The 24,672-nt window shown below is 71.6% G+C and carries 19 protein-coding genes and 2 tRNA genes; 10 read left to right on the top strand and 11 right to left on the bottom strand.

Annotation, left to right across the window (positions count from 1 at the left end; all coding sequences use genetic code 11):
- Nucleotides 1–26: 26 nt before the first annotated feature.
- From DK427_RS05450 to DK427_RS05435, 4 genes are read left to right on the top strand one after another with little or no spacing between them, the layout of a single operon-like run.
- Nucleotides 27–1,034, top strand: a complete 1,008-nt coding sequence (locus tag DK427_RS05450; protein ID WP_204165275.1) for a YVTN family beta-propeller repeat protein — start codon at nt 27–29, stop codon at nt 1,032–1,034.
- Entirely contained in the window at nt 1,031–3,124 is a 2,094-nt protein-coding gene (locus DK427_RS05445) for a 4Fe-4S binding protein (protein ID WP_109950371.1), read from the top strand. Before DK427_RS05450 ends, DK427_RS05445 begins: the two co-directional genes overlap by 4 nt.
- A 10-nt stretch (nt 3,125–3,134) precedes the next feature.
- Complete coding sequence (locus DK427_RS05440) at nt 3,135–4,094, top strand: FAD:protein FMN transferase (RefSeq protein ID WP_109950370.1); 960 nt, start codon at nt 3,135–3,137, stop codon at nt 4,092–4,094.
- A gap of 19 nt (nt 4,095–4,113) precedes the next feature.
- The gene (locus DK427_RS05435) at nt 4,114–4,905 is read left to right on the top strand and encodes a DUF1194 domain-containing protein (RefSeq protein WP_109950369.1); all 792 of its coding nucleotides are present in this window, start codon (nt 4,114–4,116) and stop codon (nt 4,903–4,905) included.
- 544 nt (nt 4,906–5,449) lie between these two features.
- On the opposite strand, the gene DK427_RS05430 is transcribed toward DK427_RS05435, so the two are convergent.
- The 7 genes from DK427_RS05430 to DK427_RS05400 form a co-directional block, all read right to left on the bottom strand.
- A tRNA-Val gene (locus tag DK427_RS05430) sits at nt 5,450–5,525 on the bottom strand.
- 56 nt (nt 5,526–5,581) lie between these two features.
- Nucleotides 5,582–6,307, bottom strand: coding sequence for an aspartate/glutamate racemase family protein (locus DK427_RS05425; RefSeq protein WP_109950368.1), 726 nt, complete (start codon nt 6,305–6,307; stop codon nt 5,582–5,584).
- A 74-nt stretch (nt 6,308–6,381) separates the two neighbouring features.
- The gene (gene lon, locus DK427_RS05420; protein ID WP_109950367.1) at nt 6,382–8,805 is read right to left on the bottom strand and encodes an endopeptidase La; all 2,424 of its coding nucleotides are present in this window, start codon (nt 8,803–8,805) and stop codon (nt 6,382–6,384) included.
- A 296-nt stretch (nt 8,806–9,101) separates the two neighbouring features.
- Nucleotides 9,102–10,373, bottom strand: a complete 1,272-nt coding sequence (gene clpX / locus DK427_RS05415) for an ATP-dependent Clp protease ATP-binding subunit ClpX (protein WP_066922246.1) — start codon at nt 10,371–10,373, stop codon at nt 9,102–9,104.
- Nucleotides 10,374–10,615: 242 nt separating this feature from the next.
- Entirely contained in the window at nt 10,616–11,242 is a 627-nt protein-coding gene (locus DK427_RS05410; RefSeq protein ID WP_066922248.1) for an ATP-dependent Clp protease proteolytic subunit, read from the bottom strand.
- A gap of 134 nt (nt 11,243–11,376) precedes the next feature.
- Nucleotides 11,377–12,774 (bottom strand): trigger factor, encoded by a 1,398-nt coding sequence (gene tig, locus DK427_RS05405; RefSeq protein ID WP_109950366.1) that lies wholly within the window; start codon nt 12,772–12,774, stop codon nt 11,377–11,379.
- Between the two features lie 163 nt (nt 12,775–12,937).
- Nucleotides 12,938–13,022 (bottom strand) — tRNA-Leu (locus DK427_RS05400).
- A gap of 200 nt (nt 13,023–13,222) precedes the next feature.
- Between DK427_RS05400 and DK427_RS05395 the strand changes: the two genes are divergently transcribed.
- Nucleotides 13,223–14,692, top strand: a complete 1,470-nt coding sequence (locus tag DK427_RS05395; protein WP_109950365.1) for a multicopper oxidase family protein — start codon at nt 13,223–13,225, stop codon at nt 14,690–14,692.
- Here the strand turns inward: DK427_RS05395 and DK427_RS05390 are convergent.
- Nucleotides 14,685–16,196, bottom strand: a complete 1,512-nt coding sequence (locus DK427_RS05390) for an NAD(P)H-hydrate dehydratase (protein ID WP_109950364.1) — start codon at nt 16,194–16,196, stop codon at nt 14,685–14,687. The genes DK427_RS05395 and DK427_RS05390 overlap by 8 nt on opposite strands.
- 211 nt (nt 16,197–16,407) lie before the next feature.
- Between DK427_RS05390 and DK427_RS05385 the strand changes: the two genes are divergently transcribed.
- The gene (locus tag DK427_RS05385) at nt 16,408–16,746 is read left to right on the top strand and encodes a P-II family nitrogen regulator (protein ID WP_003600526.1); all 339 of its coding nucleotides are present in this window, start codon (nt 16,408–16,410) and stop codon (nt 16,744–16,746) included.
- A gap of 27 nt (nt 16,747–16,773) precedes the next feature.
- On the opposite strand, the gene ruvA is transcribed toward DK427_RS05385, so the two are convergent.
- On the bottom strand, nt 16,774–17,391 hold the full coding sequence (ruvA, locus tag DK427_RS05380; protein WP_109950363.1) for a Holliday junction branch migration protein RuvA: 618 nt from the start codon (nt 17,389–17,391) through the stop codon (nt 16,774–16,776).
- Nucleotides 17,392–17,543: 152 nt separating this feature from the next.
- On the opposite strand from ruvA, the gene DK427_RS05375 reads away from it, so the two are divergent.
- The gene (locus tag DK427_RS05375; RefSeq protein ID WP_109950362.1) at nt 17,544–18,167 is read left to right on the top strand and encodes a YceI family protein; all 624 of its coding nucleotides are present in this window, start codon (nt 17,544–17,546) and stop codon (nt 18,165–18,167) included.
- A gap of 13 nt (nt 18,168–18,180) precedes the next feature.
- On the opposite strand, the gene ruvC is transcribed toward DK427_RS05375, so the two are convergent.
- The gene (ruvC, locus tag DK427_RS05370) at nt 18,181–18,747 is read right to left on the bottom strand and encodes a crossover junction endodeoxyribonuclease RuvC (protein WP_109950361.1); all 567 of its coding nucleotides are present in this window, start codon (nt 18,745–18,747) and stop codon (nt 18,181–18,183) included.
- Between the two features lie 318 nt (nt 18,748–19,065).
- Here ruvC and DK427_RS05365 point away from each other — a divergent pair, with 318 nt between their 5' ends.
- Both DK427_RS05365 and DK427_RS05360 read left to right on the top strand, forming a co-directional pair.
- Nucleotides 19,066–19,506 (top strand): phasin family protein, encoded by a 441-nt coding sequence (locus DK427_RS05365; protein ID WP_109950360.1) that lies wholly within the window; start codon nt 19,066–19,068, stop codon nt 19,504–19,506.
- Nucleotides 19,506–20,408: an alpha/beta fold hydrolase gene (locus tag DK427_RS05360; RefSeq protein WP_109950359.1), complete on the top strand. Its 903-nt coding sequence runs from the start codon at nt 19,506–19,508 to the stop codon at nt 20,406–20,408. Before DK427_RS05365 ends, DK427_RS05360 begins: the two co-directional genes overlap by 1 nt.
- Here DK427_RS05360 and DK427_RS05355 read toward each other — a convergent pair.
- Nucleotides 20,380–20,778, bottom strand: coding sequence for a phage holin family protein (locus tag DK427_RS05355; protein WP_109950358.1), 399 nt, complete (start codon nt 20,776–20,778; stop codon nt 20,380–20,382). The genes DK427_RS05360 and DK427_RS05355 overlap by 29 nt on opposite strands.
- 338 nt (nt 20,779–21,116) lie before the next feature.
- On the opposite strand from DK427_RS05355, the gene DK427_RS05350 reads away from it, so the two are divergent.
- Nucleotides 21,117–24,668, top strand: a complete 3,552-nt coding sequence (locus DK427_RS05350; RefSeq protein ID WP_109950357.1) for an AsmA-like C-terminal region-containing protein — start codon at nt 21,117–21,119, stop codon at nt 24,666–24,668.
- The last annotated feature ends 4 nt before the right edge of the window (nt 24,669–24,672 follow it).

The following is a 24,672-nucleotide window of genomic DNA, read 5'->3' as shown; positions in this document are numbered from 1 at the left end:
CCGCCGATGAGTCCAGGAGCCGCATCATGCGCCGCACCGCGACCGCACGTCTCTTCCTCCAAGCCGGCCTGCTCGCACTCGTGGCCGGGCCCGCGGTCGCGCAGGAGATCTTCGTCTCGAACGAGCGCGACAACACCGTCTCGGTGATCGACGGCACCTCGCTGGAGGTGGTCCGGACCTTTCCGGTGGGCCGGCGCCCGCGCGGGCTGACCTTCTCGCGCGACGGGCGCACGCTCTACGTCTGCGCCAGCGATTCCGACGCCGTGCAGGCGATCGACCCCGACACGGGCGCGGTGCGCCACAACCTGCCCTCGGGCGAGGATCCGGAGCAGTTCGCCCTCGCGCCCGACGACCGCACCCTGTTCATTGCCAACGAGGAGAACGCCACCACCACCGTGGTCGACGCGCAGTCCCGCAAGGTGCTGGCGCAGATCGATGTCGGCATCGAGCCCGAGGGCATGGCGGTGAGCCCGGACGGCAGAACCGCGGTCACCACGTCGGAGACCACCAACATGGTCCACTGGATCGACGTGCCCTCGCTCACGGCGACCGACGCGACGCCGGTGGGACAGCGCCCGCGCGCGGCCGCCTTCTCGGCGGATGGGCGCGTGCTCTGGGCCTCATCCGAGATCGGCGGCACGGTCGCGGTCATCGACGTGGCCACCCGCAAGGTGGTCGAGACCATCGCGTTCGCGGTGAAGGGCATCGCCGCCGACCGCCTCCAGCCGGTCGGCATCAGCCTGACCCGGGACGGGCGCTTCGCCTTCGTCGCGCTCGGTCCCTCCGACCGCGTCGCGGTGATCGACGCCAGGACCTACAAGGTGTTGAACTACATCCTCGTCGGGCGTCGGGTCTGGCAAGTGGCTATGACGCCCGACGAGACGCGCCTGTTCACGACGAACGGCGTCTCCGGCGACGTCACCGTGGTGGACGTGGCCACGCAGCGTCCGATCCGAAGCGTCAAGGTCGGCCGCTTTCCCTGGGGCGTGGCCGTGCGCCCCGTCCCGGCCGGCGTGGCCGGGGCGGTCCCGTGACCCTCGCCACCCTGCGCGCGATCCTCGGCGGGCTGCTCGTCCTACTCGGCGGACTCCTGCCCGTCGCGGCGGGCAGGCTCGACCGTGCGGGCATCGAGACGTACTTTCCGGCGCCGCTCGTCGTCGGCGAGCGCGACCCGGCCCTTCCGGTCTGGCCGATCCTGAAGCAGGAGGCGGGCAGCTACGCGGTCTTCGCCTACGCGTTCGAATCGGTTGATCTCGCGCCGCTCCCCGGCTTCGGCGGCACGCCACCGGATCTTCTGGTAGCGCTCGCCCCCGACGGCACCTTCCGCGACGTGAAAGTGATCGCGCACCACGAACCCGTGTTCCTCGAAGGGCTCGGATCGGAGCCGCTCTTCGCCTTCGTCGAGCAGTATGTCGGGCTGTCCGCCCGCAATCCCATACGGGTCGGGCGCCCGAACGCGCGCGGCTCGGGCGCCGCGCCGCAGGGCACCGTCGACGGGATTGCGATGGCGACAGCCTCCACGCGCGTCATCAACGAATCGATCCTCTCCGCCTCGCTCGCCGTGGCGCGGGCCAAGCTCGGGTTCGGTGCGACCAATCTCGGCCTGAAGGTGTCGGCCCGTGCCGATGCCGACGAGCCCCTGACGGTGGACGCACTCGCGGCGCGAGGCTGGCTCCGCCGCCTCACCGTCACGAACGGGCAGGCCGACGCCGCCTTCCGGGATGCCGGCGTCGAGGGCTCCGATGGCGGGCCGGCCGCCGCGCCCCTCGCCGACCTCACCTTCGCCTATCTCAACGTGCCCGCGATCGGCCGCAACCTGCTCGGGTCCGAGCGCTTCGCCGCTCTGATGCGGGAGCTCGGCCCCGGCGACCACGCGATCCTCGTGGTGAGCCACGGTCCCGAGAACCCGCTCGGCGAGGATTTCGTGCTCGGCTCGATCCCCGACCGGCTGACCGTCTCGCAGGGCGGGCTCGCCGTGACCGCCCGCGACATGGCGATCGAGCGACGTAGCGGGGCACCCGGCCTGCCGGACGGGCCCTGGACCCTCCTGCGCGTCGCGGACGCGACAGGTTTCGACCCGTCCGCAGCCTGGACGCTGACGGCGAAGCTCGTGCGCCAGCGCGGCCAGATCTTCCCGGAGACGATCACGCGCACGTTCTCCGCCGACTACGCCCTGCCGGCCGGGCTCTTCCTGCGCGAGGCACCCGAGGCGGGGCCGAGCTGGACCGATCCGTGGCGGGCGCGGGCGCCGGAAGTCTGCGTGATCGCGCTCGCCCTCGTCGGGCTCGTGCCGGTCCTAGCCCGCCAGCGCGGCCTCGTCGCGGACCGCGGGCGCTTCCCGCGCTTCCGGCTCGCCTACCTCGCCTTCACCCTCGGCTTCATCGGCTGGTACGCTCAGGCGCAGCTCTCGATCATCACCCTGGTCGGCCTCGTGCGGGCCGCGACCGTGACGCACGATCTCACCTTCCTGCTCTACGACCCGCCATCGCTGCTGCTCTGGGCCTTCGTGCTCGCGACGCTCCTGGTCTGGGGCCGCGGCACCTTCTGCGGCTGGCTCTGCCCCTTCGGCGCGCTGCAGGAACTCGTGGCGTGGCTCGCCCGCCCCCTGCGCATCCGTCAGGTCGCGGTGCCGCCCCAGCTCGACCGCACTCTGAGGCAGGCGAAGTATGTCCTGCTCGGCGCCATCCTGGCCACCGCCGCGATGGGCTCCCCGCTCGCCGACAGCCTGTCGGAGGCCGAGCCGTTCAAGACGGCGATCACCCTCTACTTCGCGCGGACCCTGCCCTTCGTGCTCTACGCGGTCGGGCTGATCGGGCTCAACCTCTTTGTCTACAAGGGGTTCTGCCGCTACCTGTGCCCGCTCGGCGCCGGCCTGGCCGTCGTCGGGCGCCTGCGGTTCCTCGACTGGATCCCGCGGCGGGCCGAGTGCGGCAGCCCCTGCCAGTTCTGCAGGGTGCGCTGCCGCTATGGCGCGATTCGCGTGGACGGTCGGATCGACTATCCAGAGTGCTTCCAGTGCATGGATTGCATCACGATCATCCACGATCCCGGGCAATGCGTGCCCGAGGTGGTGGCGCGCCGCCGCGGGCGCCGGATCGCCGCGCAGCCGGTCGCGGCCGAGTAGGGAGACGCCCATGGTCCGGCAGCCCGTCACGCGCCGCCGCCTCCTCGTCGGGGCCGCCGGCCTCGGCGCATCGGCGGCGTTCGGGACGCTCGCCGCGGAGCGCGGGCTCGTCACCCGCCGACGGGCGGGCATCGCCTTCGGCACCACCGTCGTCCTGGTGGTGGCCGGTCCCGATCCGGCCGCCCTGGAGGCCGGGCTGACGGACGGGTTCGCCGCGATGCGCGCGGTCGAGGCCGCCGCGAGCCTGTTCCGGGCGGACAGCGCGCTGTCGCGGCTCAACCGCGCGGGCCGGCTCGACGCGCCGCCGGAGGACCTGAGCACGCTCCTGCGCTTCGCCCTCGACCTTGCCGCGCGCACGGACGGCGCCTTCGACCCCACAGTCCAGCCACTCTGGCCGCTCTGGGCGGGGGCCGCGGCGCGGGGCGAGAGACCGGATCCGGCAGCGCTCCGCGAAGCGGTGACCCGGATCGGTTGGCGGCGCGTTAGCGCCACGCCCGAGCGCGTCGTCCTGGAACCGGGCGCCGCGCTGACGCTGAACGCCCTGATCCAGGGCCACGCCGCCGACCGGGTGATGGCGGCGCTCCGCGCGCGCGGCATCGGCGACGCCTTCGTCGATACGGGCGAGTTCGGCGCGGCCGGGACACACGCGGACGGCAGTCCGTGGCGGCTCGGCATCGCTGACCCGCGCGCACCGGGCGAGGTCGTGACCGGGATTGCGCCGTTCGCAGGCTTCGCGGCGACGTCCGGCGACTACGCCATGAGCTTCTCGCCGGACCGGGCCGACCATCATATCTTCGACCCGGCCACCGGGCGCTCGCCCCGGGGCCTAGCCGCCGTGACCGTGACGGCAGGAACCGGCCTTCTGGCGGATGGCCTCTCGACCGCCTGCATGGTGCTCGGCGCAGCGCACGGGCGGTCGTTCGTAGCGTCCTGGCCGGGCTGCTCGGTCCGCACCTTCGAGAAGACATGACGCGCGGCTCGGAATCCCGATGAGGCCCTCCCGCCCAGCCCGGCTCCCGCGCGGGCTCGCCCAGGTCACTATCGCACTGCTCGCCTTCGGCGCGGGGAACGGTGTCGCGGCCGAGCGGTCAGCGGCCGTGGCGCTCGTGGTCTCGGTCGACGTCTCGCAATCGGTCGACGACGCGCGCTTCAACCTGCAGATGGAGGGCATTGCGGAAGCCCTCGAGGATCCGGGCGTCGTCGCGGCGATGACCGGCAATCCCGGCGGCACCCTGTTCGCGATGGTGACCTGGGCCGACCGCGCCGGACTGGCGCTCGCCTGGCGGCGGATCGCGACTCGGGCGGACGCCCGCGCCGTAGCCGCCGAGGTCCGCGCCACCCCGCGTCAGTCCGGCGAGTTCACCTGTGTCGGCCAGATGTTCCGGACGGTGGTGGCCAGCGTGATCCCCACCCTTCCGATGCCGGCCGACCGCATCGTCGTCGATGTCTCGGGTGACGGTATCGACAACTGCACCGACGCGGACAGCCTCGCTTCCGATCGCGCCGCACTGCTCGCGACGGGAGCGACCATCAACGGCTTGCCAATCCTCGTACCGGGCGAGAATGACGTGGTCGGCGCCGGCGCCTACAGGGCCCCCGGATACGGTCTTCAGGCCACCCCGCTGCCCCAGGAGCGCATCGATCTTGTGCAATGGTATCGTGCTAACGTCGTCGGAGGCCCCGGCGCCTTCTCGCTCACGGCGGCCGGATATGCCGATTTTTCGATGGCACTCAAGCGAAAGTTCATCATGGAAGTCAGCGATATGGGGTGCCGAAGATAGAGATAAAACAATAAATATCGGTAGAGCGATTTTTCTTTATATCATTACTAATTTCCGAGTCGTAGCAAGGCAGTCTATTGGAGTGAAGGATCGGGATGTTGGGGCGGGTTGATGACCAATCTCGTGACTTTGCCGCCATCGGCTGTTTGACCAAGATGGAACGCACAACGGAACGTCCGCTTCCGGGCTGAGAGTTAACTACCGCTCCCCACCCGATCCGGACCTTCGACGGAGGCGGCTCGAATGTCCGCAAGGGGTCAAAAGCTCGGATTGAATGGGGACAAGCTGGGTGTCCTGGAGGATCGGAAGCAACCTTCAACGCGGGCGGTGACGCACGCCATAAAAGGGCGAAAAAAGGGGTCATAAAGGGGTGAGCTTCGAGAGGACGGTCTCCTCAACGCCCCCCAGGCTCCTACGGACTCACTCCCACACCCCGGTTGATACGCCCGTTGGAAGGAAAGTGCACTCCAACGGCGTTGCACCCCGAATGCACCCCGAGGAGCAACTTCGGGGTGCAGATCCCAACGGAAGTGCTTGAACTTATTGGTGGGCGGTGAGGGACTCGAACCCCCGACCCTCTCCGTGTAAAGGAGACGCTCTACCAACTGAGCTAACCGCCCGCAGCGCCTCGCTTGGTAGGGCAAGCGGGCGGCTCATGGCAAGCGCGGTCGCGATCTTACAGAGGCCGAAGAAGCAGCCGTTCGAGCGACGGGGCGAGACCGATGCTCGGGACTGGATCCCTCGCTGCGAGGCGGACAGCACGGCCAGCGGCGGCAAGCACGGCCCGGGTGCCGGCCTCGACCGAGCAGATCACTGGGCAAGGCACCTGCGGCTGGACACGCTCCGCAAGACCTGCGAGGCCCGCGCCGCCGAGGATCACCGCCTCCGCGCCGTCCTCCTCGGCGCAGGCGCGGCAGGCGGCGGCGAGCTGAGCGATGGACCCCTCCGGGTCGCGGGCGATCTCCCCGCCGGTCGGCGCCACAGCGCGAATCCCGGCAAGCTGTGCGCCGAGCCCTTGGAGCATCACGAACTCCGCCAGCATCGCGGGCCAGTTGACGCCGCCCGTGACGATGCCGAAGCGCCGGCCGCCCTCGGCCGCCGCACGGCAGGCCGCCTCAGCCATGCCGACGACGGGGACCGGGGAGACCTCCTGCAGGGCCGGCAGGCCCGGATCGCCGAAGCAGGCGAGATAGACCGCGTCGCAGCCCGCGACATGCTCGGCGAGCGCGTCGAGGGCCGCGTGGCCCGCCACCGCCACGGCGGCGCGGGTCGCGATGTAGCGGGCGCCGAAGCGGCCCGTCACCGGCACGAAGGTCGCCTTGGGGGCGATCCGGCGCACGTGGCCGGCGACCAGATCCGTCACGGACGCCGTGGTGTTCGGGTTGATCAGCAGGATGCGCATGCGGCGGGTCCGAGCATGAAAAAGGCCCCCGGAGCGGAGAGCTCCGGGGGCCTCGATGCTTAGCGCAACTGGGCTTAGTGGGCCACGAAGGCCGCGCCGTCCTCGTCGCGGGCGGGCTTGGCCGCGGGCAGCGGCTCGTCCCACTCGATCGGCTCGGGCTGGCGGACGAGCGCCCGCTCCAGCACCTGATCCATCCGGGAGACCGGGACGATCTCGAGGCCGTTCTTCACGCTGTCGGGCACCTCGGCGATGTCCTTGGCGTTCTCCTCGGGGATCAGCACCGTCTTGATGCCGCCGCGGAGCGCGGCGAGCAGCTTCTCCTTCAGGCCTCCGATCGGCAGCACACGGCCGCGCAGCGTCACCTCGCCCGTCATCGCCACGTCGCGGCGCACCGGGATGCCGGTGAGCGTCGAGATGATGGCGGTCGCCATCGCGATGCCCGCGGACGGACCGTCCTTCGGGGTCGCCCCCTCGGGAACGTGGACGTGGATGTCCCGGCGCTCGAAGAGCGGGGGCTCGATGCCGAAGTCGAGCGCCCGAGAGCGGACATAAGACGCCGCCGCCGAGATCGACTCCTTCATCACGTCCTTCAGGTTGCCCGTGACCGTCATCTTGCCCTTACCGGGCATCATGACGCCCTCGATCGTCAGCAGTTCGCCGCCGACCTCGGTCCAGGCCAGACCCGTCACCACGCCGACCTGATCCTCCGCGTCGATCTCGCCGTAACGGAACTTCGGCGGCCCGAGGAAGACCGGCAGGGTCTCCGGCGTCACCGCTACGGACTTCGTCTTGGTGATCAGGATCTCCTTCACCGCCTTGCGGATGAGGTTCGAGAGCTCACGCTCAAGGTTGCGGACGCCGGCCTCCCGCGTATAGCGGCGGACCAGCATCATCAGGCCCTCGTCGTCGATCGACCACTCCTTCCGATCCAGGCCGTGCTTCTTGAGCGCGTTCGGGATCAGGTGCTTGCGGGCGATCTCGACTTTCTCCTCCTCGGTGTAGCCGGCGATGCGGATCACCTCCATCCGGTCCATCAGCGGGCCCGGGATGTTGAGGGTGTTGGCGGTGGTGACGAACATCACGTTCGAGAGGTCGTAATCGACCTCGAGGTAGTGGTCGTTGAACGTCGAATTCTGCTCCGGATCCAGCACCTCGAGGAGCGCCGCGGAGGGATCGCCGCGGAAATCCATGCCCATCTTGTCGATCTCGTCGAGCAGGATGAGCGGGTTCGAGGTCTTGGCCTTGCGCATCGACTGGACGACCTTGCCGGGCATCGAGCCGATATAGGTCCGGCGGTGGCCGCGGATCTCGGCCTCGTCACGCACGCCGCCGAGCGACATCCGGACGAATTCGCGGCCCGTGGCCTTGGCGATCGACTTGCCGAGCGAGGTCTTGCCGACGCCGGGGGGGCCGACGAGGCAGAGGATCGGACCGGTGAGCTTGTTCGCCCGCTGCTGCACGGCGAGGTACTCGACGATGCGCTCCTTCACCTTCTCCAGGCCGAAATGATCCTCGTCGAGGAGCAGCTGAGCCCCGGGCAGGTCCTTCTTGACCTTCGAGCGCTTGCCCCACGGGATGCCGAGCATCCAGTCGAGGTAGTTGCGCACGACCGTGGCCTCGGCCGACATCGGCGACATCTGGCGCAGCTTCTTCAGCTCGGCGGTGGCCTTGTCGCGGGCCTCCTTCGAGAGCTTGGTCTTCTCGATCTTCTCCTCGAGTTCGGCCAGCTCGTCGCGGCCGTCCTCGCTGTCGCCAAGCTCCTTCTGGATCGCCTTCATCTGCTCGTTCAGGTAGTACTCGCGCTGAGTCTTCTCCATCTGCCGCTTGACGCGGGTGCGGATGCGCTTCTCCACCTGAAGGACGGAGATCTCGCTCTCCATCAGCGAGAGCACGCGCTCGAGCCGCTGGGCGACGGTCGGAGTCTCCAGGATGCCCTGCTTGTCGGCGATCTTGACGAGCAGGTGCGAGCCGATCGTGTCGGCGAGCTTCGAGGGCTCGTCGATCTGGGTCACGGCGGAGACGACCTCGGGCGAGATCTTCTTGTTGAGCTTGACGTAGTTCTCGAACTCCGAGAGCACGGAGCGGGCGAGCGCCTCGGCCTCGACCTTGTCGCCGAGCTCGTCGTGCAGCGCCTCGGCCTCGGCCTCGTAGTACTCGTCCGAGCGGGTGAAGCCGGTGATCTTGGCGCGGCCCGCGCCCTCGACCAGCACCTTGACGGTGCCGTCGGGCAGCTTCAGGAGCTGCAGCACGGAAGCGAGCGTGCCGATCGTGTAGATGGCGTCGGTCGCCGGGTCGTCGTCGCCGGCGTTGATCTGGGTGGCGAGCAGGATGTGGCGGTCCGTGCGCACCGCCTCCTCGAGAGCGCGGATGGACTTCTCGCGCCCCACGAAGAGCGGCACGATCATGTGCGGGAACACCACGATGTCGCGCAGCGGCAGGACCGCGTAGGACCCGGTCGAGCCCGGAACGACGGGCTGGCGCGATTTCGATTGCGTCATGGCTGACTTCCTCATGATGGACGCCGGGCGAGCACGCCTCCGAGAGGAGCGGGCACTGCGCCAGACGCCGACCGGGCCGCGAGGGTCGGGTAGAGCTGTTGAAGCTTTGCGGCTGGTGACGCGGCACCGTCCCTCGGGGGGAGCGGGCGGCCACCGCGCTGAGCATCAGGTGATGTCCGGGGGCACCGTTTTCAAGATGCCGCCGGCTCCGGGCGGGCCGGCGGCAGAATCGAATCGTCCTGCCGCCTCAACGCGTTACGCGGATGTGCTCCGGCGCACAGGCGCCGGAGAGGCCCTCAGGCGCTGACGCTCGCCGGGGCTTCCTTGTTGCGGTCGCCGTGGATGTAGAGCGGGCGCGACTTGCCCTCGACCACCTCCGGACCGATCACGACCTGCTCGACCGAGTCGAGGCCCGGCAGGTCGTACATCGTGTCGAGCAGGATGGTCTCCAGGATGGAGCGCAGGCCGCGGGCGCCGGTCTTGCGCTCGATCGCCTTGCGGGCGACGAGGCTCAGAGCCTCCTCTTGGAAGGTGAGGTCGACGTTCTCCATCTCGAACAGGCGCTGGTACTGCTTGACCAGCGCGTTCTTGGGCTCCTGCAGGATCTTCTTCAGGGCCTCCTCGTCGAGGTCCTCCAGCGTCGCCAGCACGGGCAGGCGGCCGACGAACTCGGGGATGAGGCCGAACTTCAGCAGATCCTCGGGCTCCACCGAGCGGAAGATCTCTCCGGTGCGGCGATCGTCGGGGGCCTGCACGCTCGCGCCGAAGCCGATCGAGGTGCCCTTGCCGCGCTGGGAGATGATCCGCTCCAGCCCCGCGAAGGCGCCGCCGCAGATGAACAGGATGTTGGTGGTATCGACCTGCAGGAACTCCTGCTGCGGGTGCTTGCGGCCGCCCTGCGGAGGCACGGAGGCGACGGTGCCCTCCATGATCTTCAGGAGCGCCTGCTGCACGCCCTCGCCCGAGACGTCGCGGGTGATCGAGGGGTTGTCCGACTTGCGGGAGATCTTGTCGATCTCGTCGATGTAGACGATGCCGCGCTGCGCCCGCTCGACGTTGTAGTCCGAGGCCTGGAGCAGCTTGAGGATGATGTTCTCGACATCCTCGCCGACGTAGCCCGCTTCCGTGAGCGTGGTGGCGTCCGCCATCGTGAAGGGCACGTCGAGGATGCGGGCGAGCGTCTGGGCGAGCAGCGTCTTGCCCGAGCCGGTCGGCCCGATCAGCATGATGTTGGACTTGGCCAGCTCGACGTCGTTGTGCTTCGTCGCGTGGGCGAGCCGCTTGTAGTGGTTGTGCACAGCGACCGAGAGAACCTTCTTGGCGAAGTCCTGCCCGATGACGTAGTCATCGAGAACCCGCCGGATCTCCTTCGGGGTGGGCACGCCGTCGCGGCTCTTGACCAGCGAGGACTTCGACTCCTCGCGGATGATGTCCATGCACAGCTCGACGCACTCGTCGCAGATGAACACCGTCGGGCCCGCGATCAGCTTGCGGACCTCGTGCTGGCTCTTGCCGCAAAACGAGCAGTACAGCGTGCTCTTCGAGTCGTTGCCGCCAGTCTTGCTCATATCGGTCTCCGATCGTCTCGTGCGCTGCCAGCCCGGGGCGCACGCGCATCGTTCACAGGTAAGGGAATCCGCTTAAAGAAAAAGTCACCTGCGCGCTTGTGGCGGGTCCTCCCGGAGTCCCGATGCAAACACGCTGCCGCGGCGGGATCAAGGCCGCGGCGGGCGTGCTCCTTATTCGGCAAACGCCGTCGGGGGCACGCCGGGTTCCTGGGCCTCCGGCGCCGGCCGGAGGCCGCGCGGCGTCAGGCCGCGGCCGGCTCGGGGCGCTTCTGGATGACCTCGTCGATGAGGCCGAACTCCTTGGCCGCGTCGGCGGTCATGAAGTTGTCGCGCTCAAGCGCCTGATGGATGGCCTCGTACTCCCGGCCCGTGTGCTTCACGTAGATCTCGTTGAGGCGACGCTTGAGCGCCTCGATCTCGCGGGCGTGGATCAGGATGTCGGTGGCCTGGCCCTGGAAGCCGCCGGAGGGCTGGTGCACCATGATCCGGGCGTTCGGCAGGGCGAAGCGGTGGCCGGGCTCGCCGGCGGTGAGGAGCAGCGAGCCCATCGAGGCGGCCTGGCCGACGCAGAGCGTCGTCACCGGGCAGCGGATGAACTGCATCGTGTCGTAGATCGACAGGCCAGAGGTGACCACGCCGCCCGGCGAGTTGATGTAGAAGGAGATTTCCTTCTTGGGGTTCTCGGCCTCCAGGAAGAGGAGCTGCGCGACGATGAGCGAGGCGCCGTAATCCTCGACCGGACCGGTCAGGAAGATGATCCGCTCGCGCAGCAGGCGCGAGTAGATGTCGAAGGCGCGCTCGCCGCGGCTCGACTGCTCGACCACCATGGGGACGAGCGCGCTGTTGTAGTAGTCGACCGGATCTCTCATCACGTCCTGCCCCAGGGCTCCAAGGGGCCCGATGCCCGCGAATCACAGCGGGCACCGGGCATGTCAGCGAACACCGGCGGTGCTTAACGCCGCCTAACCATCAGCCCGCTGCCAATCAGGACAGACGCCGGGCCTTACTCGGCCTTCGACTCCGTCGAGGCCGCCGTCTCATCGGCGCTGTCGGCTTCCGCGTCCTCGTCGGCGAACAGCGTCTCCTTCGAGACGGGCTCCTCGACCAGTTTGACCTGCGAGAGAACGTGGTCAACCACCTTCTCCTCGAACAGGGGCGCGCGCAGCTCGGCCAGCGCCTGGGCGTTCTTCCGATAGAAGTCCCAGACCTGCTGCTCCTGGCCCGGGAACTGCCGGACCCGGGCGATGAGGGCCTGGTTCACCTCCTCGTCGGAGACCTTGATATCGGCGCTCTCGCCGACCTGCGCAAGCACCAGGCCGAGGCGCACGCGCCGCTCGGCGATCTTGCGGTACTCGGCCTGCGAGGCCTCCTCGGTGGTGCCCTCGTCCTCGAAGGTCTTGCCGCGGTTCTTCAGGTCCTGCTCGACCTGGGCCCAGACGTTGGCGAATTCCTGGGCGACGAGCGAGGGCGGCAGGTCGAAGGCGTACTTGCCGTCGAGCGCGTCGAGCAGATCCTTCTTCAGCTTGCGCCGGGTGGCGGCCTCGTAGTCCGAGCCGATGGCGCCGGAGATGGCCTCCTTCAGCTTGTCGAGCGATTCGAGGCCGAGGTTCTTGGCGAGCTCGTCGTCGATCTTGGCCTCGCCCGGAGCCTGGATCTTGGTGACGGTCACGTCGAACTCGGCGTCCTTGCCGGCGAGGGCTTCAGCCCCGTAGGCCTCCGGGAAGGTCACCTTGACGAGGCGGCTCTCGCCGACCTTGGCGCCGACGAGCTGGTCCTCGAAGCCCGGGATGAAGGTGTTCGAGCCGAGCTCCAGATCGACGCCCTCGCCCTTACCGCCCTCGAACTCGGTGCCGTCGATGCGGCCGACGAAGTCGATGGTGACGCGGTCGCCGGCTTCAGCGGCCTCGCCCTCGGCGCGCTCCGAGAACGGCCGGCTCTGCTTGGCCATGCGGTCCAGCGCCTCCTGGACCTCCTCGTCCGAGGGCTTGGCCACGTACTTGGTCAGGCTGACGTCCGAGAGGTCGGCGAGCTCGAAGCTCGGCAGCACCTCGAGATTGACCGTGAAGGCGAAGTCACCCTTGGCCTCGAGCGCCTTCTCGACCTCTTCCTTGTCCTCCGGGAACGCGACCTGCGGCTCCAGGGCGAGCTTGAGGTTGTTGTCGGTGATGATCTTCTGGTTGGCCTCGTTCACCGCGTTCTGCACGACCTCGGCCATCACCGAGCGGCCGTAGACCTTGCGCAGGTGCGCCACCGGCACCTTGCCGGGGCGGAAGCCCTTGAGCTGGACCTTGTCCTTCATGCCCGAGAGCTCGGTGTTCAGGCGATCCTCGAGGTCCTTGGCCGGAAGCAACACCTGGTAGGCGCGCTTGAGCCCCTCGGAATGTGTCTCGGTCACCTGCATCGTCGTCGCTCTCAAACTGTCCGTGTGGTCGTGTTCTGGTGCGCGCCGTCCCGCGGGGGCGCGGCTCGGGGCCGGCCGCGTCGGGCGGCGGGTCCGCGGGAACGGGAGCGGCGGGCCGGCTTCCGTGGTCGCGGAAAAACGGACCGAACATCCCCGGCAGGGCTGGTGCGGGCGGAGGGGCTCGAACCCCCACGTCTTGCGACACTGGAACCTAAATCCAGCGCGTCTACCAGTTCCGCCACGCCCGCGCGCGCCGACGCCCGGCGCGAATCCGGCCGCCGGAGGGCGGCTCTATAGCATGCGTGCCAGGGGAAGCAGCAAAAAACTTAAAGGATCCGCGCGCCCGCGCTCCCTCGGTGGCGCAGCCCCGGCGCGGCGGCTACAAGCGGCGGCCCGACGCGCCCGCGCGCCCTGCCCCACGCCCCTGCCCTGCCGCCGAAGAGACCGCATGCCGCCAGCCGATCCCATCCCCGGCCTGCCCTCGCGCCGCGCGCTGCTCGGAGGAGCCGCGGCGCTGGGGCTGCTCCCGGCCGCGGCCCGGGGACAGGGCACGGGCAGAGAGGCCGCGAAGGACGCGCCGAAGGATCAGGCCGCTCCGGCAACGGAGCCCGCTCCCCGCGCGCTCCAGGCCGCGCCCGGCAAGGCGCGCTTCCGGCCCGAGCCCGCGCCCGAGACGGCCGTCTGGAGCTTCGACGGCAAGGCCCAGCCCCCGGTGCTGCGGGTGAAGCTCGGCGAGACCGTGCGGGTGCGCGTCGAGAACCGCACCGACAAGCCCCTCTCCCTGCACTGGCACGGGGTGCGCAACCAGAACGCCCAGGACGGCGTCGGCGGCGTCACCCAGCCGCCGATCCAGCCCGGCGCCGACTTCACCTACGCCTTCACGCCGCCGGATGCCGGCACGTTCCTCGTCCGCCCCCTGGTGGTCGGCGGGTCGAGCGAGCCCTCGGGCCGGGGCTTGGCCGGCTTCCTGATCGTCGAGGAGAAGGCACCGCCCGCGGTCGATGCCGACGTCGCCCTGCTCGTCCAGGATTGGCGCCTGGAGGCCGACGGCAGCCTGATGGGGTTCGGCCAGACCGCCTTCGCCGCGTCGAACGGGCGGCTCGGCAACCTCGTGACGGTCAACGGGCGCCCGGTGCCCGAGACTTTCGAGGCCCGCCCCGGCTCGCGCGTGCGGGTACGCATCGGCAACGCCTGCAACGCGCGCGGGACGCGCATCCGCTTCGAGGGCCTGAAGGTCTACGTGGCGGCCGTCGACGGGCAGCCAACCGACACGTTCGAGCCGCTGCGCGCCACCCTGCCCTTCCCGCCCGGCACCCGCTACGACCTGCTCGTCGACCTGCCGGCCGAGCCCGGCCAGACGGGCTCGATCGCGGCTCTGGTCGGCCAGGGACTGGTCCTGGCGAGCGTCACCACGAAGGGTGCGCCGCTCACCGAGAAGCGTCCGCCGATCGGGCCTGTCGGCGAGAACCGGCTGCTGCCGGCCGAGGTCAAGCTGCAGAACGCGGTGCGCCGCGACGTGGTGATCACCGGGGGCGCCACGGTGGCGAAGGACGCGGCCGGCAAGCCGGCCGAGCCCACTTATGCCGGCGACCCGGCCCGGATCTGGATGGTCAACGGTCAGAGCGGCGCGGCCGGGCTCGCCCCGATCTTCTCGGTGAAGCGCGGTCAGGTGGTGGTGCTGGCGCTGCGCAACGAGACCGCCTTCCCGCAGGCGCTGCACCTGCACGGCCACGTCTTCCGCCTGCTCCACCCGCTCGACGACGGCTGGGAGCCCTACTGGCTTGACACGTTCCAGCTTCTCGAAGGCCGCACCGCCCGCATCGCCTTCCAGGCCGACAATCCGGGCCGCTGGCTGATCAGCGCCACGGTGCTGGAGCGGTTCGACACGGGGCTGTGGACCTGCTTCGAGGTTACCTGAGCCGGCTCAGCAATCCGGAGAGCACCTGCGGCATCAGCTCCGGGATGTCCTCGGCGATGAGGCCCGGCCCGTGGCGCAGGCCCGCATCGCCGTGGAGCCAGACCGCGGCGGCGGCGGCCTCGAACGGCGCCATGCCCTGAGCGAGCAGGCCCGCGGTCAGGCCGGCCAGCACGTCGCCCGCCCCCGCCGTGCCGAGGTAAGGGGTAGCGTGGTCGTTGATCGCGGCGCGGCCGTCCGCGTCGGCGATCACCGTGTCGGCGCCCTTCAGCACCACGACCGCCCCCATCTGCGCGGCGGCGCGCCGGGCCTGCTCGACCTTGCTCAGCCCCTCCTCGGCCGCCGCGGTCCCGCCGAAGAGCCGGGCGAACTCGCCGGCGTGAGGGGTGAGCACGGCGCGGGCCTCGCCGTCGCGGATATGACCGGCCAGCACCTGCGGCTGCCCCTTGAAGCTCGTCAGCGCGTCGGCGTCGAGCACCAGGGCGCGGCCGGCGGAGGCCGCCACCATCACCCGCTCACGGGTCGGCTCGCCGGTGCCTAAGCCGGGACCCAGAAGCACCGCGTTGAGGCGCTCGTCGGTGAGGAGGTCGTCGAGGTCGTCGGCGCTGTCGCAGGGGTGCAGCATGATCGCCGTGAGATGGGCGGCGTTCTCGGCGAGCGCGTCCCGCGGGGAGGCCACGGTGACGAGCCCTGCCCCGACCCGGAGCGCGCCCCGCGCCGCCATCCGGGCCGCGCCCGTGCGGTGGGCCGGGCCCGAGAGCACGACGGCGTGGCCGCGGGTGTATTTGTGGCTCTCGCCCGTCAGGTGCGGGAAGGCCGCCCCCCAGAGGGCCGGACCGTTGCGGTAGAGCGGCGGCGCGCAGGCCGCCCATCCGGCCTGCAGGGCCGCCTCGCCCGCGCCGATATCGGCGAGGTGCAGCTCGCCACAGAGCGCGCGGCCGGGCTGGAGCAGGTGGCCGGGCTTGAGCGCCACGAAGGTCACGGTCGCCCGCGCCCGGATCGCCACACCCCGCACCGCACCGGTATCGCCGTCGAGCCCGCTCGGTACGTCGACCGCGAGCACGGGCAGGCCCGCTTCGTTCACCCGCTCGGCCAGGGTACGGGCCGCGCCGTCGAGGTCGCGCGCGAGGCCGGCGCCGAAGAGCGCGTCGATGACGAGGTCGCACGGGCCCAGCGTGTCCGGCACGCCCTCGGTGACGGCTCCCGTCCAGGCGGCGGCAGCCCCGGCCGCGTCGCCCTTCAGCGCGGCCCGGTCCCCCAGCAGGACGACCTCCACCGCGTACCCGGCCTCGGCCAGCAGGCGGGCAGCCACGAAGCCGTCGCCGCCGTTGTTGCCCGGGCCGCACAGGACGAGGACGCGCCCGTCCGCCGGCGCGAGGGCGCGGGCGCGCTCCGCCACGGCGGCTCCGGCGCGCTCCATCAGGCGCGCGCCCGGCGTGCCGCCCGCTATCGCCGCAGCATCGACCGTCCGCATCGCCTCGACCGTGAGCAGCCGTGCCTCCGTCATCCCGCAATCTCCGTTGGCGCCGGGTCCTGCCCGTGGTTCACCCAGCGCCTGCCTGAAAAATGAACGTCCGCACCCGATCTGCCTCAACCTTGTGCTGAAGCTGCCGCTGCGAGAGGCCGTTTTCCGGGGTTGGCCGGGAAAACGGCGTGGCGAAGGCGCGGGCAGGGTGTTAGAAATCTGACACAGCGCAGTGGTTGTCAGGCCCTCCGGCATGAAGAAGATCGAAGCGATCATCAAGCCCTTCAAACTCGACGAGGTGAAGGAGGCCCTCCAGGAGGTCGGCCTCCAGGGCATCACCGTGATCGAGGCGAAGGGATTCGGCCGGCAGAAGGGCCACACCGAGCTCTACCGGGGCGCCGAGTACGTGGTCGATTTCCTGCCCAAGGTGAAGCTCGAGATCGTGCTCTCCGACGCGCTGGTCGAGGGTGCCGTCGAGGCGATCCGCAAGTCGGCCCAGACCGGCCGCATCGGCGACGGCAAGATCTTCGTTTCCACCATCGAGGAGGCGATCCGCATCCGCACCGGTGAGACCGGCACGGACGCGATCTGAGCGTTCGGGAGGGCTTCGTCCGAGCCCTCAGCGCGCGAGTTCCTTGAGGCCGAGCCGGATCAGCGCCCGCGCCTCCGCACCCTCCCCGGCGCTCTTCAGCGCCGCCGCCACCGCCGCCGCGGCCTGGGCCTGCGGGTAGCCGAGATTGGTCAGCGCCGAGACGGCGTCCGCGACCGGCCCGGACGGGCCGCCCGCCTCCGTGGCCTCGACGAGGCTCGCGAGCGCGGGATCGAGCGGTGCGAAGGCCGGCGTCTTGTCCTTCAACTCCGCCACGAGGCGCGCGGCGAGGCGCGGACCGACGCCCGGCGCGCGGGCGACCGAGCCCTTGTCGCCCGTGGCGATGGCGGCGCCGAGCTGCTCGGGCTCCAGCACCGAGAGGACGCCCAGCGCCACGCGCGCGCCCACGCCCTGCACGGTCTGGAGCAGGCGGAACCACTCGCGCTCGGCGTCCGATCGGAAGCCGTAGAGGCGGATCATGTCCTCGCGCACGATCGTCTCGATCGAGAGCTGCGCCGCCTCGCCCGGTTTGGGCAGCCGCTGGAGCGTGCGGGCCGAGCAGTGCACCACGTAGCCGACGCCGTTCACGTCGAGGATCACGAAGTCCTCGCCGAAGGAATCCACCACGCCCTTGAGCTTGCCGATCATCGTCCAGCCTTCATCCGTGGGCGGATGCGTACAGAAGCGGCCGCCTGCGCACCAGGCGCGGCTTGAGCGCGGACGGCGACCGTGGAACAGGGGAAGGCCTGCACGGCCGCACGCCAGCCGGCCGGCCCCCAGACAGGAGCCCCGCGGATCCCATGCGCCGGACCCCGATCACGACCTCGATCCTTCTCGCCCTCGCCCTGCTCGCCGCCCCGGCGCGCGCCCAGAACGCGGAAGGTCCGACGAGCGACCCGACCCAGGTGCGCCCCGGCGCCTACGTGCTCGATCCGGCTCACGGCAAGATCACGTGGTCCCTGAGCCATCTCGGCTACTCGACCTATTTCGGGCAGATCACCGATGTCTCGGGCGAGGCGACCCTCGACCCGAAGGAGCCGGCCAAGAGCCGCCTCAGCGTCACGATCCGCACCGACAGCGTCAGCGGCCTCAACCCGAAGCTCGACGCCCACCTGAAGACGCCGGACTTCTTCGACACCCAGAAGTTCCCGACCGCGACCTTCCGGGCCACCGCCGTCGAGCCGACCGGCCCGACCACCGCCCGCGTCGTCGGAGATCTGACCCTGAAGGGCGTGACGAAGTCCGTCGCCTTCGACGCCACCTTCAACCAGGCCGGGATCAGCCCCGTGGACAAGCAGTACACGGTGGGCTTCGACGGGCGCGCGGTCATCAAGCGCTCCGATTTCGGCATCAACGCCTTCCTGCCGATCCTCGGCGACGAGGTGACCCTGCGGCTCGAGGGCGAGTTCAAGGCGACCAAGTAGGCGCGGCACCGCCTCAGCCCTGCCGGGCAAGCGCTGCCGCGATCCGCTCGGCGGCGCGGCCCGAGTAGCCCGCCGGCAGGTGCTTCTGCCGCAGCGCGTGCGCGTCGCGGTGGTTGATGTGCGTGATCGCGATGGCGAGCGCATCGGCCGCGTCCGCGAGGCGGAACTCGGCCTTCGGCAGCAGGAAGCGCACCATCGCCTGGATCTGCGCCTTGTCGGCGTGGCCGTTGCCGGCGACCGTCTTCTTGATCAGGCTCGCGGCGTATTCGTGCACCGGTACGTCGTGGAGCGCGGGCACCAGCAACGCGATGCCGCGGGCCTGACCGAGCTTGAGCGTCCCCTGCGCGTCGCGGTTGACGAAGGTCTCCTCTACGACGGCCTCGTCGGGCCGGAAGGCGCGTACGACCCCGGCGAGGCCGTCGTGCAGCGCGCGCAGGCGCTGGGCCAGCGGCAGGTCCTCGTCCGAGGTGACGACGCCGCAATCAACGTAGGCGAGCTTGGAGCCCGTAACCGTGACCGCCCCCCAGCCGGTGCGGCGCAGGCCCGGATCGATACCGAGGACGCGGACGGGTTCGCTCATAGGTCGCCTCGGGGTCGCCTCACGGACCGGCAGCGCCGGCACCGTTCGAGCGTTAGGCACATATCGTGAACGGGGCGTTTCGCCAAACGGTCCTGGCCCCGATGCACCAGCCGGATCGGCGGTTCGGGGCGGCTTTCAGGGCGCAGCCGGGCGGACACGATGTCGGCACCGTATCGAGCGTGGCCGTCGCACACCCTTTGCGAGCGGATGCTTGCGTGACATGACTCGCGCGGGCTTCACGGGGCGGCGGAACGCCGCGGCGCCGATTCGATTGCTTACGCTGCGGCAGCGGGACAGCCGCGGAGCGGGGGACAGAGGATGACCGATCAGGGCCGGCAACTGGCGGCGGAGAACATCGCCCGGGCGCGGGCGGCCTACCTGCGATACGTGGAGGCCAGCGAGGTCGCCCTCAACGCCTTCGAGACCTCCGCCGCCCGGGCAGCCGGCCTGATGGGCGTGACGCTCCCGGCCGCCGCCGCGGACGGCCCGGACGCCGACAGCCCCACGGCCCGCGGCTGGGCGGCGATGCGGGCGATGGCGCAGACCCTGTTCGTTGCCACCGACACGAACATGCGGGCGGGCTTCAGCTTCGCCTCCAAGCTGGTGCAGGCGGAGGATGCTCGCGCGGCCATCGATCTCCAGAGCCGCTACCTGCAGGAGCAGAGCGAGCGCTTCGCCCACCAGATGCTCGACCTGCAGCGCACGGCGCTGCGGGCGGCCGGCGACGTCGCGCGCGGGACCGGCGCCGGGCCCCTGTGATGCTCGCAGACCTCGCGGCGGCAACGGAGGCGGAGAGCGAGGCCGAGCCCCGGGAGTGCCGCACGCTCGGCTACGCCCAGGGCCGCTTCCACGATCTCGCCTACGTGGAGTGGGGTGATCCCGCGAGCCCGCACACGGTGCTGTGCCTGCACGGGCTGAGCCGCCAGGGCCGCGACTTCGACCCATTGGCCCGGGCGCTGGTGCGCCTCGGCTACCGGGTGGTCTGCCCGGACATCGTCGGGCGCGGGAAGAGCGGCTGGCTCACGGATCCCGAGCTCTACGGCCTGCCGCAATACGTCTCCGACATGGCGGCGCTGATCGCGCATCTCGACGTCGACCGGCTCGACTGGGTCGGCACCTCGCTCGGCGGCCTCGTCGGCATGGTGCTGGCGGGCGCGCAGAACACCCCGATCCGCCGCCTCGTGATGAACGATATCGGGCCGTTCCTGCCCTGGGCGGCGCTGCGCGGCATCGGCAACCGCCTGCGCGAGGCGCCGCGCCAGCACCACTCGCTCGCGACCGCCGAGGCGCGGCTGCGCTCGGCACTGAAGGATTTCGGCACGCTCACCGACGCGCAGTGGCGCGCGATGACCCGCCACAGCTTTGTGCCCGAGCCCGGCGGCACCTGGCGCCCGCACTACGATCCGGCCATCGCCGTCGCGTTCCGGCCGGGGCGGGTCTACAATGTCACGCTGTGGCGCGACTGGGACGCGGTGCGCTGCCCCGTCCTGCTGCTGCGGGGTGAGACCTCCGACCTGCTCTTACCCCAGACCGCCGCCGAGATGACCCGGCGCGGCCCCCGCGCGACGCTCGTCGAGATCCCGGGCTGCGGCCACGCCCCCGCCCTCTTCGACGACGACCAGATCGGGATCGTCACCGACTGGATGGGGCGGGCGGGCTGAGGCGCGCGATCCGCTCGGCCTCGCGCATGGTCCGCCAGGGTTCGAGGTTGTGCAGGGCGACCCGGCGCGCGCCCATCAGCCCGAGGATCGCCGCCACGCCCAGAAAAGGCGCGGCGACGATGAGCGCGCTGATCACCTCCGAGCCGATCAGTGCGGCCAGCATCTTCACGGCCGCGTCGAGGAAGACGAGGAAGGCCGAGACCACCAGCACGGCGATCATCAGCACCTTGGCGGCGAGCCCGGCAAGCGCCCGGATGTTGCCGTCGGTCTCGACCCGGGCGAGTTCGAGCGTCTGCCCGACCAGCCTGCCCCCCTCGCGGATCGCGTCGAGGAGCAGGACGAGGATGTGCTCCGAGCTTCGCTCACCCATCCGAAGACCGCCCTCCCGTCGACACGGCCTTGTAACCGGGCGGGACGGGGGTCCGTTCCGGCAGGCGGAGCGCGGGGATGTCCGGCCGATCGCTCCGGTGCGGCGATCGTGAACCGCCGGGGGCCGCGACCCGGGCCAAGTCCGGCGGCGCAATGATGCCGATGTGCCGACGTCCGGTCACGAAGGCGCACCCCGCCTGCGCCGGTGCTCCCTGGCGCGAGCCGGCCTGCGCCGTGCTATGTCCGCGCCGGGGCAAACGACGCGTCCGCCGCGGGCGGTCCGCGCGCGGCTGCCCCTGAGCCCGCGGTCGCGGGCGGATCGAGAGCGGGGCCAGATCGGTGCGTGACCTCCTGACAGCGCTCGCGGGCGCCGTCATCCTCGTCCTCGTGGCGGCGCTCGCCGCGCCGCCCCTGATCGACTGGACGGCGCACCGCGCCCTCGTCGACGGGGCGATCGGCCGCTCGCTGGGCCTGCCCGCGCGCAGCGAGGGGCGGCTCGACGTGCGCCTGCTCCCCTCGCCGCGCCTGCGCCTGGACCGGCTGCGGATCGGCGGCGGGGACGACGCGCCCGGCCTCGACGCCCGCTTCGTGAAGGCCGAGATCGCGCTGACGCCGCTGCTGGGGGGCGAGATCCGCTTCACCGAGACCCGGATCGGCCGCGCCGAGGTCCGGCTGCCGGTGACCGGGGGCGAGGCGCTGCTGCTGCCCTTCGGCCTCGGCGCGGATGCTTCGGCACCCGGCACGGGCCTGCCCGCCCGCGACCTCGCGATCGAGGACCTGCAGATCCAGCAGTTCCTGCTCACCACCGTCGTCCCGGCGACCGGACGGACCGACCAGCTCTACGCGGAGGATCTGCGGCTCCAGGCGCCGGCGCTGGCCGGCCCCTGGCGGGTCGAGGGCACGAGCGCCGGGGTGCCGTTCCGGCTGGCGAGCGGCGAGGTGGGCTCGGACGGAAGCCTGCCCGTCAAGCTCTCGGGCGGCGGCGACACGCGCCCGCGCTTCGAGGCCGACGCGCGCCTCGGCCTCGTGCCCGCGCCCGGCCGCGGCAACAACCGGCAGGCCTTCGCGGTGCAGGCGGAGGGTACGGCCCGCCTCGTGGTCGGGCCACCGACCCAGGCCGCGGGCGACTACCTCCCCTTCACGCTCGCCGGGCGCTTCAAGGCGCAGGGAGCGCAGGTCCGCTTCGAGACGGTCAGCGCCGAGATCGACCCGGCCGGGCGCTCGCTGCGGCTCTCCGGCAGCGGCCGGCTCGACCTGCGCCCGTGGCGCGCCGGCCTGAGCCTGGAGGCGCGCCGGCTCGATCTCGACGCCTTCCTGCTCTCCGGCGCCGGTCAGGCGCTGATCGCCCGCGGCCTGCCGAGGAGGCCCCTGGGCCTGCCGGTGCTGCTCGACCTCGATCTCGCGGTGGAGAGCCTCGCGCTCGGGCTGGAGGAGTGGTCGGACCTCGCCTTCGCGGGCACGCTCGACCGGACGGGGGGGCTTGTCCTGCGCAGCCTCCGCGCGACCGCGCCGGGCGCCGCCGCCCTCACGGCGAGCGGGACGCTGGAGGTGGCGCCAGCCCCCCATTTCAATGGCCCGGTCACCCTGTCGGCGCCCCGCTCGGAGGGGCTCGGCCGCTATCTCGGCAAGCTCGGGCTGGAAGGCCCGGCCGTCGCGGTTCTCGATGGGCGCCCGGTGGCCATGAGCGCCACCGTCTCGGCCGCCGCCGGGACGCTGTCGCTGAGCAACCTCGACCTCACCCTCGGCACCGCCCGGCTCACCGGGCTCGCGCGCTACACCGCCCCGGAGGGCGCGGCCCGGGGCCGGTTCGAGGCGCAGATCGCGGCGCGCGGGCTCGACATCGCCGCGCTGCCGCCGCTGGGCGGCACCGTCGCGGCGCTCAGCGCCCACGACCTCGGCCTGACCCTGGAGGCACGGGACGTCCGCTACGGCCAGACCGGCTCGGGCGCGGGGACGATCGCGGCCCGCATCGCCTCGGACGGTCCGAGCCTCGTGGTCGACACCCTGGAGATCCGGGATCTGGCCGGCGCGAACGCCACGCTCGCCGGCCGGATCGGCCCGGACGGCGCCGGCAAGGTCTCCGGCCGCCTCGCCGCCCCGGTCGCGGCGCCGCTGCTCGCCCTGCTCGACCGGATCTGGACGGGCGAGAGCCGGCTGATCCCGGCCTTCCTGCGGGCGGGCGCCCTCGACCTCGCGGTCGCCCTGGAGCGCGAGGCCGGCAGCAGCGACGCCCTGCGGGCCAGCGCCCGCGGCAGCGTCGCCGGGAGCAATCTCGATCTCGCGCTGACGAGCCGCGCCGGACGGATCGACCGGGCCGAGATCGGTCTCGTCACGCCGCGGGCGGCGAGCTGGTTCGCGCGGCCCGACATCGCCGGCCTGCAGCAGCCCGCGAGCCTGCGCCTCCTCGCCACGCGCCAGCACGAATCCGGCTACGCCCGCGCGAGCGGAGAGGAGGCGCGCCTCACGCTGAGCCTCGACGGCACGGTGGCGGGGGTGAGGCTCGCCACGATCCGTCCGCTCCGGCTCGATCCGGAGGGCCGGCCGGACGAGGGCGAGGTCCGGGCGAGCGGCCCCGATCTCGGCCCCTTCCTGGTGCTCGCGGGCGCCGCCGCGCTGGCACCCGGCCCCTGGCCCGCCGACCTGACGCTGGCGCTGGGATCCGACGCGTCGGTCCTGCGGGCGCGCCTCGACGGGCAACTCGCCGGCCAGAGCCTCGCGGCCGACCTGCGGCGCGGCGACGACGGGCCGGTGACGGGCAGTGCCACCCTCGCGCGGCTCTCGCTGCCGCAGCTCGCCGCCGCGCTGCCGGAGCCGAACCGTGCCGGGCCCGCGCCGCCCTTCGATCTCGATCTTCGCGTCGCGGCGCTCGATCTCGGCCGCGGCCTGGGCCTCGACGGGGCCGGGCTCAGGCTCGGCTACGCGGATGGTGGGCTCGGCCTGCGCGACCTCACCGGGCGACTTGCCGGGGGACGCCTCACCGGAACGGCGACGCTCGCGCGGCGGGCGGGCGCCCTCTCCGTGTCGGGCGAAGGCACGCTGGAAGATGTGAGTCTGCCGGTGCTGACCGGCGGCCCGCTCAGCGGACGCCTCTCGGCCAAGCTCCGCTTCGGCACTTCCGGCGCGGATGCGGGGGCGCTCGCCGCCAACCTCGCGGGCTCGGGCACGCTCACGCTCGCGGATCTCAGCGTGCCGAGCGCCGACCCGGACGCGCTGGGCCGGGCGCTCGCCCGGGCGCTCGAGGCGGACGATCCCCTGCGGGAGGGCCGCCTCGCCCAGATCGTCGGCGAGGAGCTGAACCGGGCCGCCGCCCAGGCGCGCGGGGCGGTCTCGGCGCCCGCCACGATCATCGGCGGCGTGCTGCGGGCGGGCCCGCTCGACCTCGATCTCGGCCCGGCGCGCTGGAGCGGCAGCCTCGCCTACGACCTGCGGGGCGGCCGTCTCGACGCGCGCGGCACGCTCGCGGGCGGCGCGCTCCCGCGGAGCTGGAGCGCGGGGACGCCCGCAATCGGCCTCGGGCTGACCGGACCGCTCGGCGCACCGGAACGCGCCCTTGATACCGGCGCCCTCGCCACCGGCCTCGCGGCCGTGGTGCTGCAGCGCGAGTTGGAGCGGATCGAGCTTCTGGAGGCCGATCAGGTCGAGCGCCAGCGCCGCCGCGCTCGCATCGAGCTGGATCAGGCCCGAGCCGCCGCCCTCAAGGCCGCCGAGGCTGAGGAGGCCGCGCGCCAGGCCCGGGCAAAGGCGCAGCAGGCGGCCACCGAGGAGGCCGCCCGTCAGGAGGCCGCCCGTCAGGCGCGGGAGCGCGAGGCCGAAGAGGCGGCCCGGCGCAGCCAAGCGAACCCGCCGAAGGAGGCTGGCCCAGAAGCCGCTCCGGCGCAGGTCCAGCCGTGAACGG

The sequence above is a fragment of the Methylobacterium radiodurans genome (assembly GCF_003173735.1).
Taxonomy (GTDB): Bacteria; Pseudomonadota; Alphaproteobacteria; order Rhizobiales; family Beijerinckiaceae; genus Methylobacterium; species Methylobacterium radiodurans.
This window is presented reverse-complemented; position numbering and strand designations above follow the sequence as displayed.

Bases quoted from the DNA above. Each gene is read 5' to 3' on its own strand.
- DK427_RS05450 (WP_204165275.1), top strand. From the start codon at position 27: ATGCGCCGCACCGCGACCGCACGTCTCTTCCTCCAAGCCGGCCTGCTC.
- DK427_RS05440 (WP_109950370.1), top strand. From the start codon at position 3,135: ATGGTCCGGCAGCCCGTCACGCGCCGCCGCCTCCTCGTCGGGGCCGCC.
- DK427_RS05435 (WP_109950369.1), top strand. From the start codon at position 4,114: ATGAGGCCCTCCCGCCCAGCCCGGCTCCCGCGCGGGCTCGCCCAGGTC.
- DK427_RS05425 (WP_109950368.1), bottom strand. From the start codon at position 6,307: ATGCGCATCCTGCTGATCAACCCGAACACCACGGCGTCCGTGACGGAT.
- lon (WP_109950367.1), bottom strand. From the start codon at position 8,805: ATGACGCAATCGAAATCGCGCCAGCCCGTCGTTCCGGGCTCGACCGGG.
- clpX (WP_066922246.1), bottom strand. From the start codon at position 10,373: ATGAGCAAGACTGGCGGCAACGACTCGAAGAGCACGCTGTACTGCTCG.
- DK427_RS05410 (WP_066922248.1), bottom strand. From the start codon at position 11,242: ATGAGAGATCCGGTCGACTACTACAACAGCGCGCTCGTCCCCATGGTG.
- tig (WP_109950366.1), bottom strand. From the start codon at position 12,774: ATGCAGGTGACCGAGACACATTCCGAGGGGCTCAAGCGCGCCTACCAG.
- DK427_RS05395 (WP_109950365.1), top strand. From the start codon at position 13,223: ATGCCGCCAGCCGATCCCATCCCCGGCCTGCCCTCGCGCCGCGCGCTG.
- DK427_RS05390 (WP_109950364.1), bottom strand. From the start codon at position 16,196: ATGACGGAGGCACGGCTGCTCACGGTCGAGGCGATGCGGACGGTCGAT.
- DK427_RS05385 (WP_003600526.1), top strand. From the start codon at position 16,408: ATGAAGAAGATCGAAGCGATCATCAAGCCCTTCAAACTCGACGAGGTG.
- ruvA (WP_109950363.1), bottom strand. From the start codon at position 17,391: ATGATCGGCAAGCTCAAGGGCGTGGTGGATTCCTTCGGCGAGGACTTC.
- DK427_RS05375 (WP_109950362.1), top strand. From the start codon at position 17,544: ATGCGCCGGACCCCGATCACGACCTCGATCCTTCTCGCCCTCGCCCTG.
- ruvC (WP_109950361.1), bottom strand. From the start codon at position 18,747: ATGAGCGAACCCGTCCGCGTCCTCGGTATCGATCCGGGCCTGCGCCGC.
- DK427_RS05365 (WP_109950360.1), top strand. From the start codon at position 19,066: ATGACCGATCAGGGCCGGCAACTGGCGGCGGAGAACATCGCCCGGGCG.
- DK427_RS05360 (WP_109950359.1), top strand. From the start codon at position 19,506: ATGCTCGCAGACCTCGCGGCGGCAACGGAGGCGGAGAGCGAGGCCGAG.
- DK427_RS05355 (WP_109950358.1), bottom strand. From the start codon at position 20,778: ATGGGTGAGCGAAGCTCGGAGCACATCCTCGTCCTGCTCCTCGACGCG.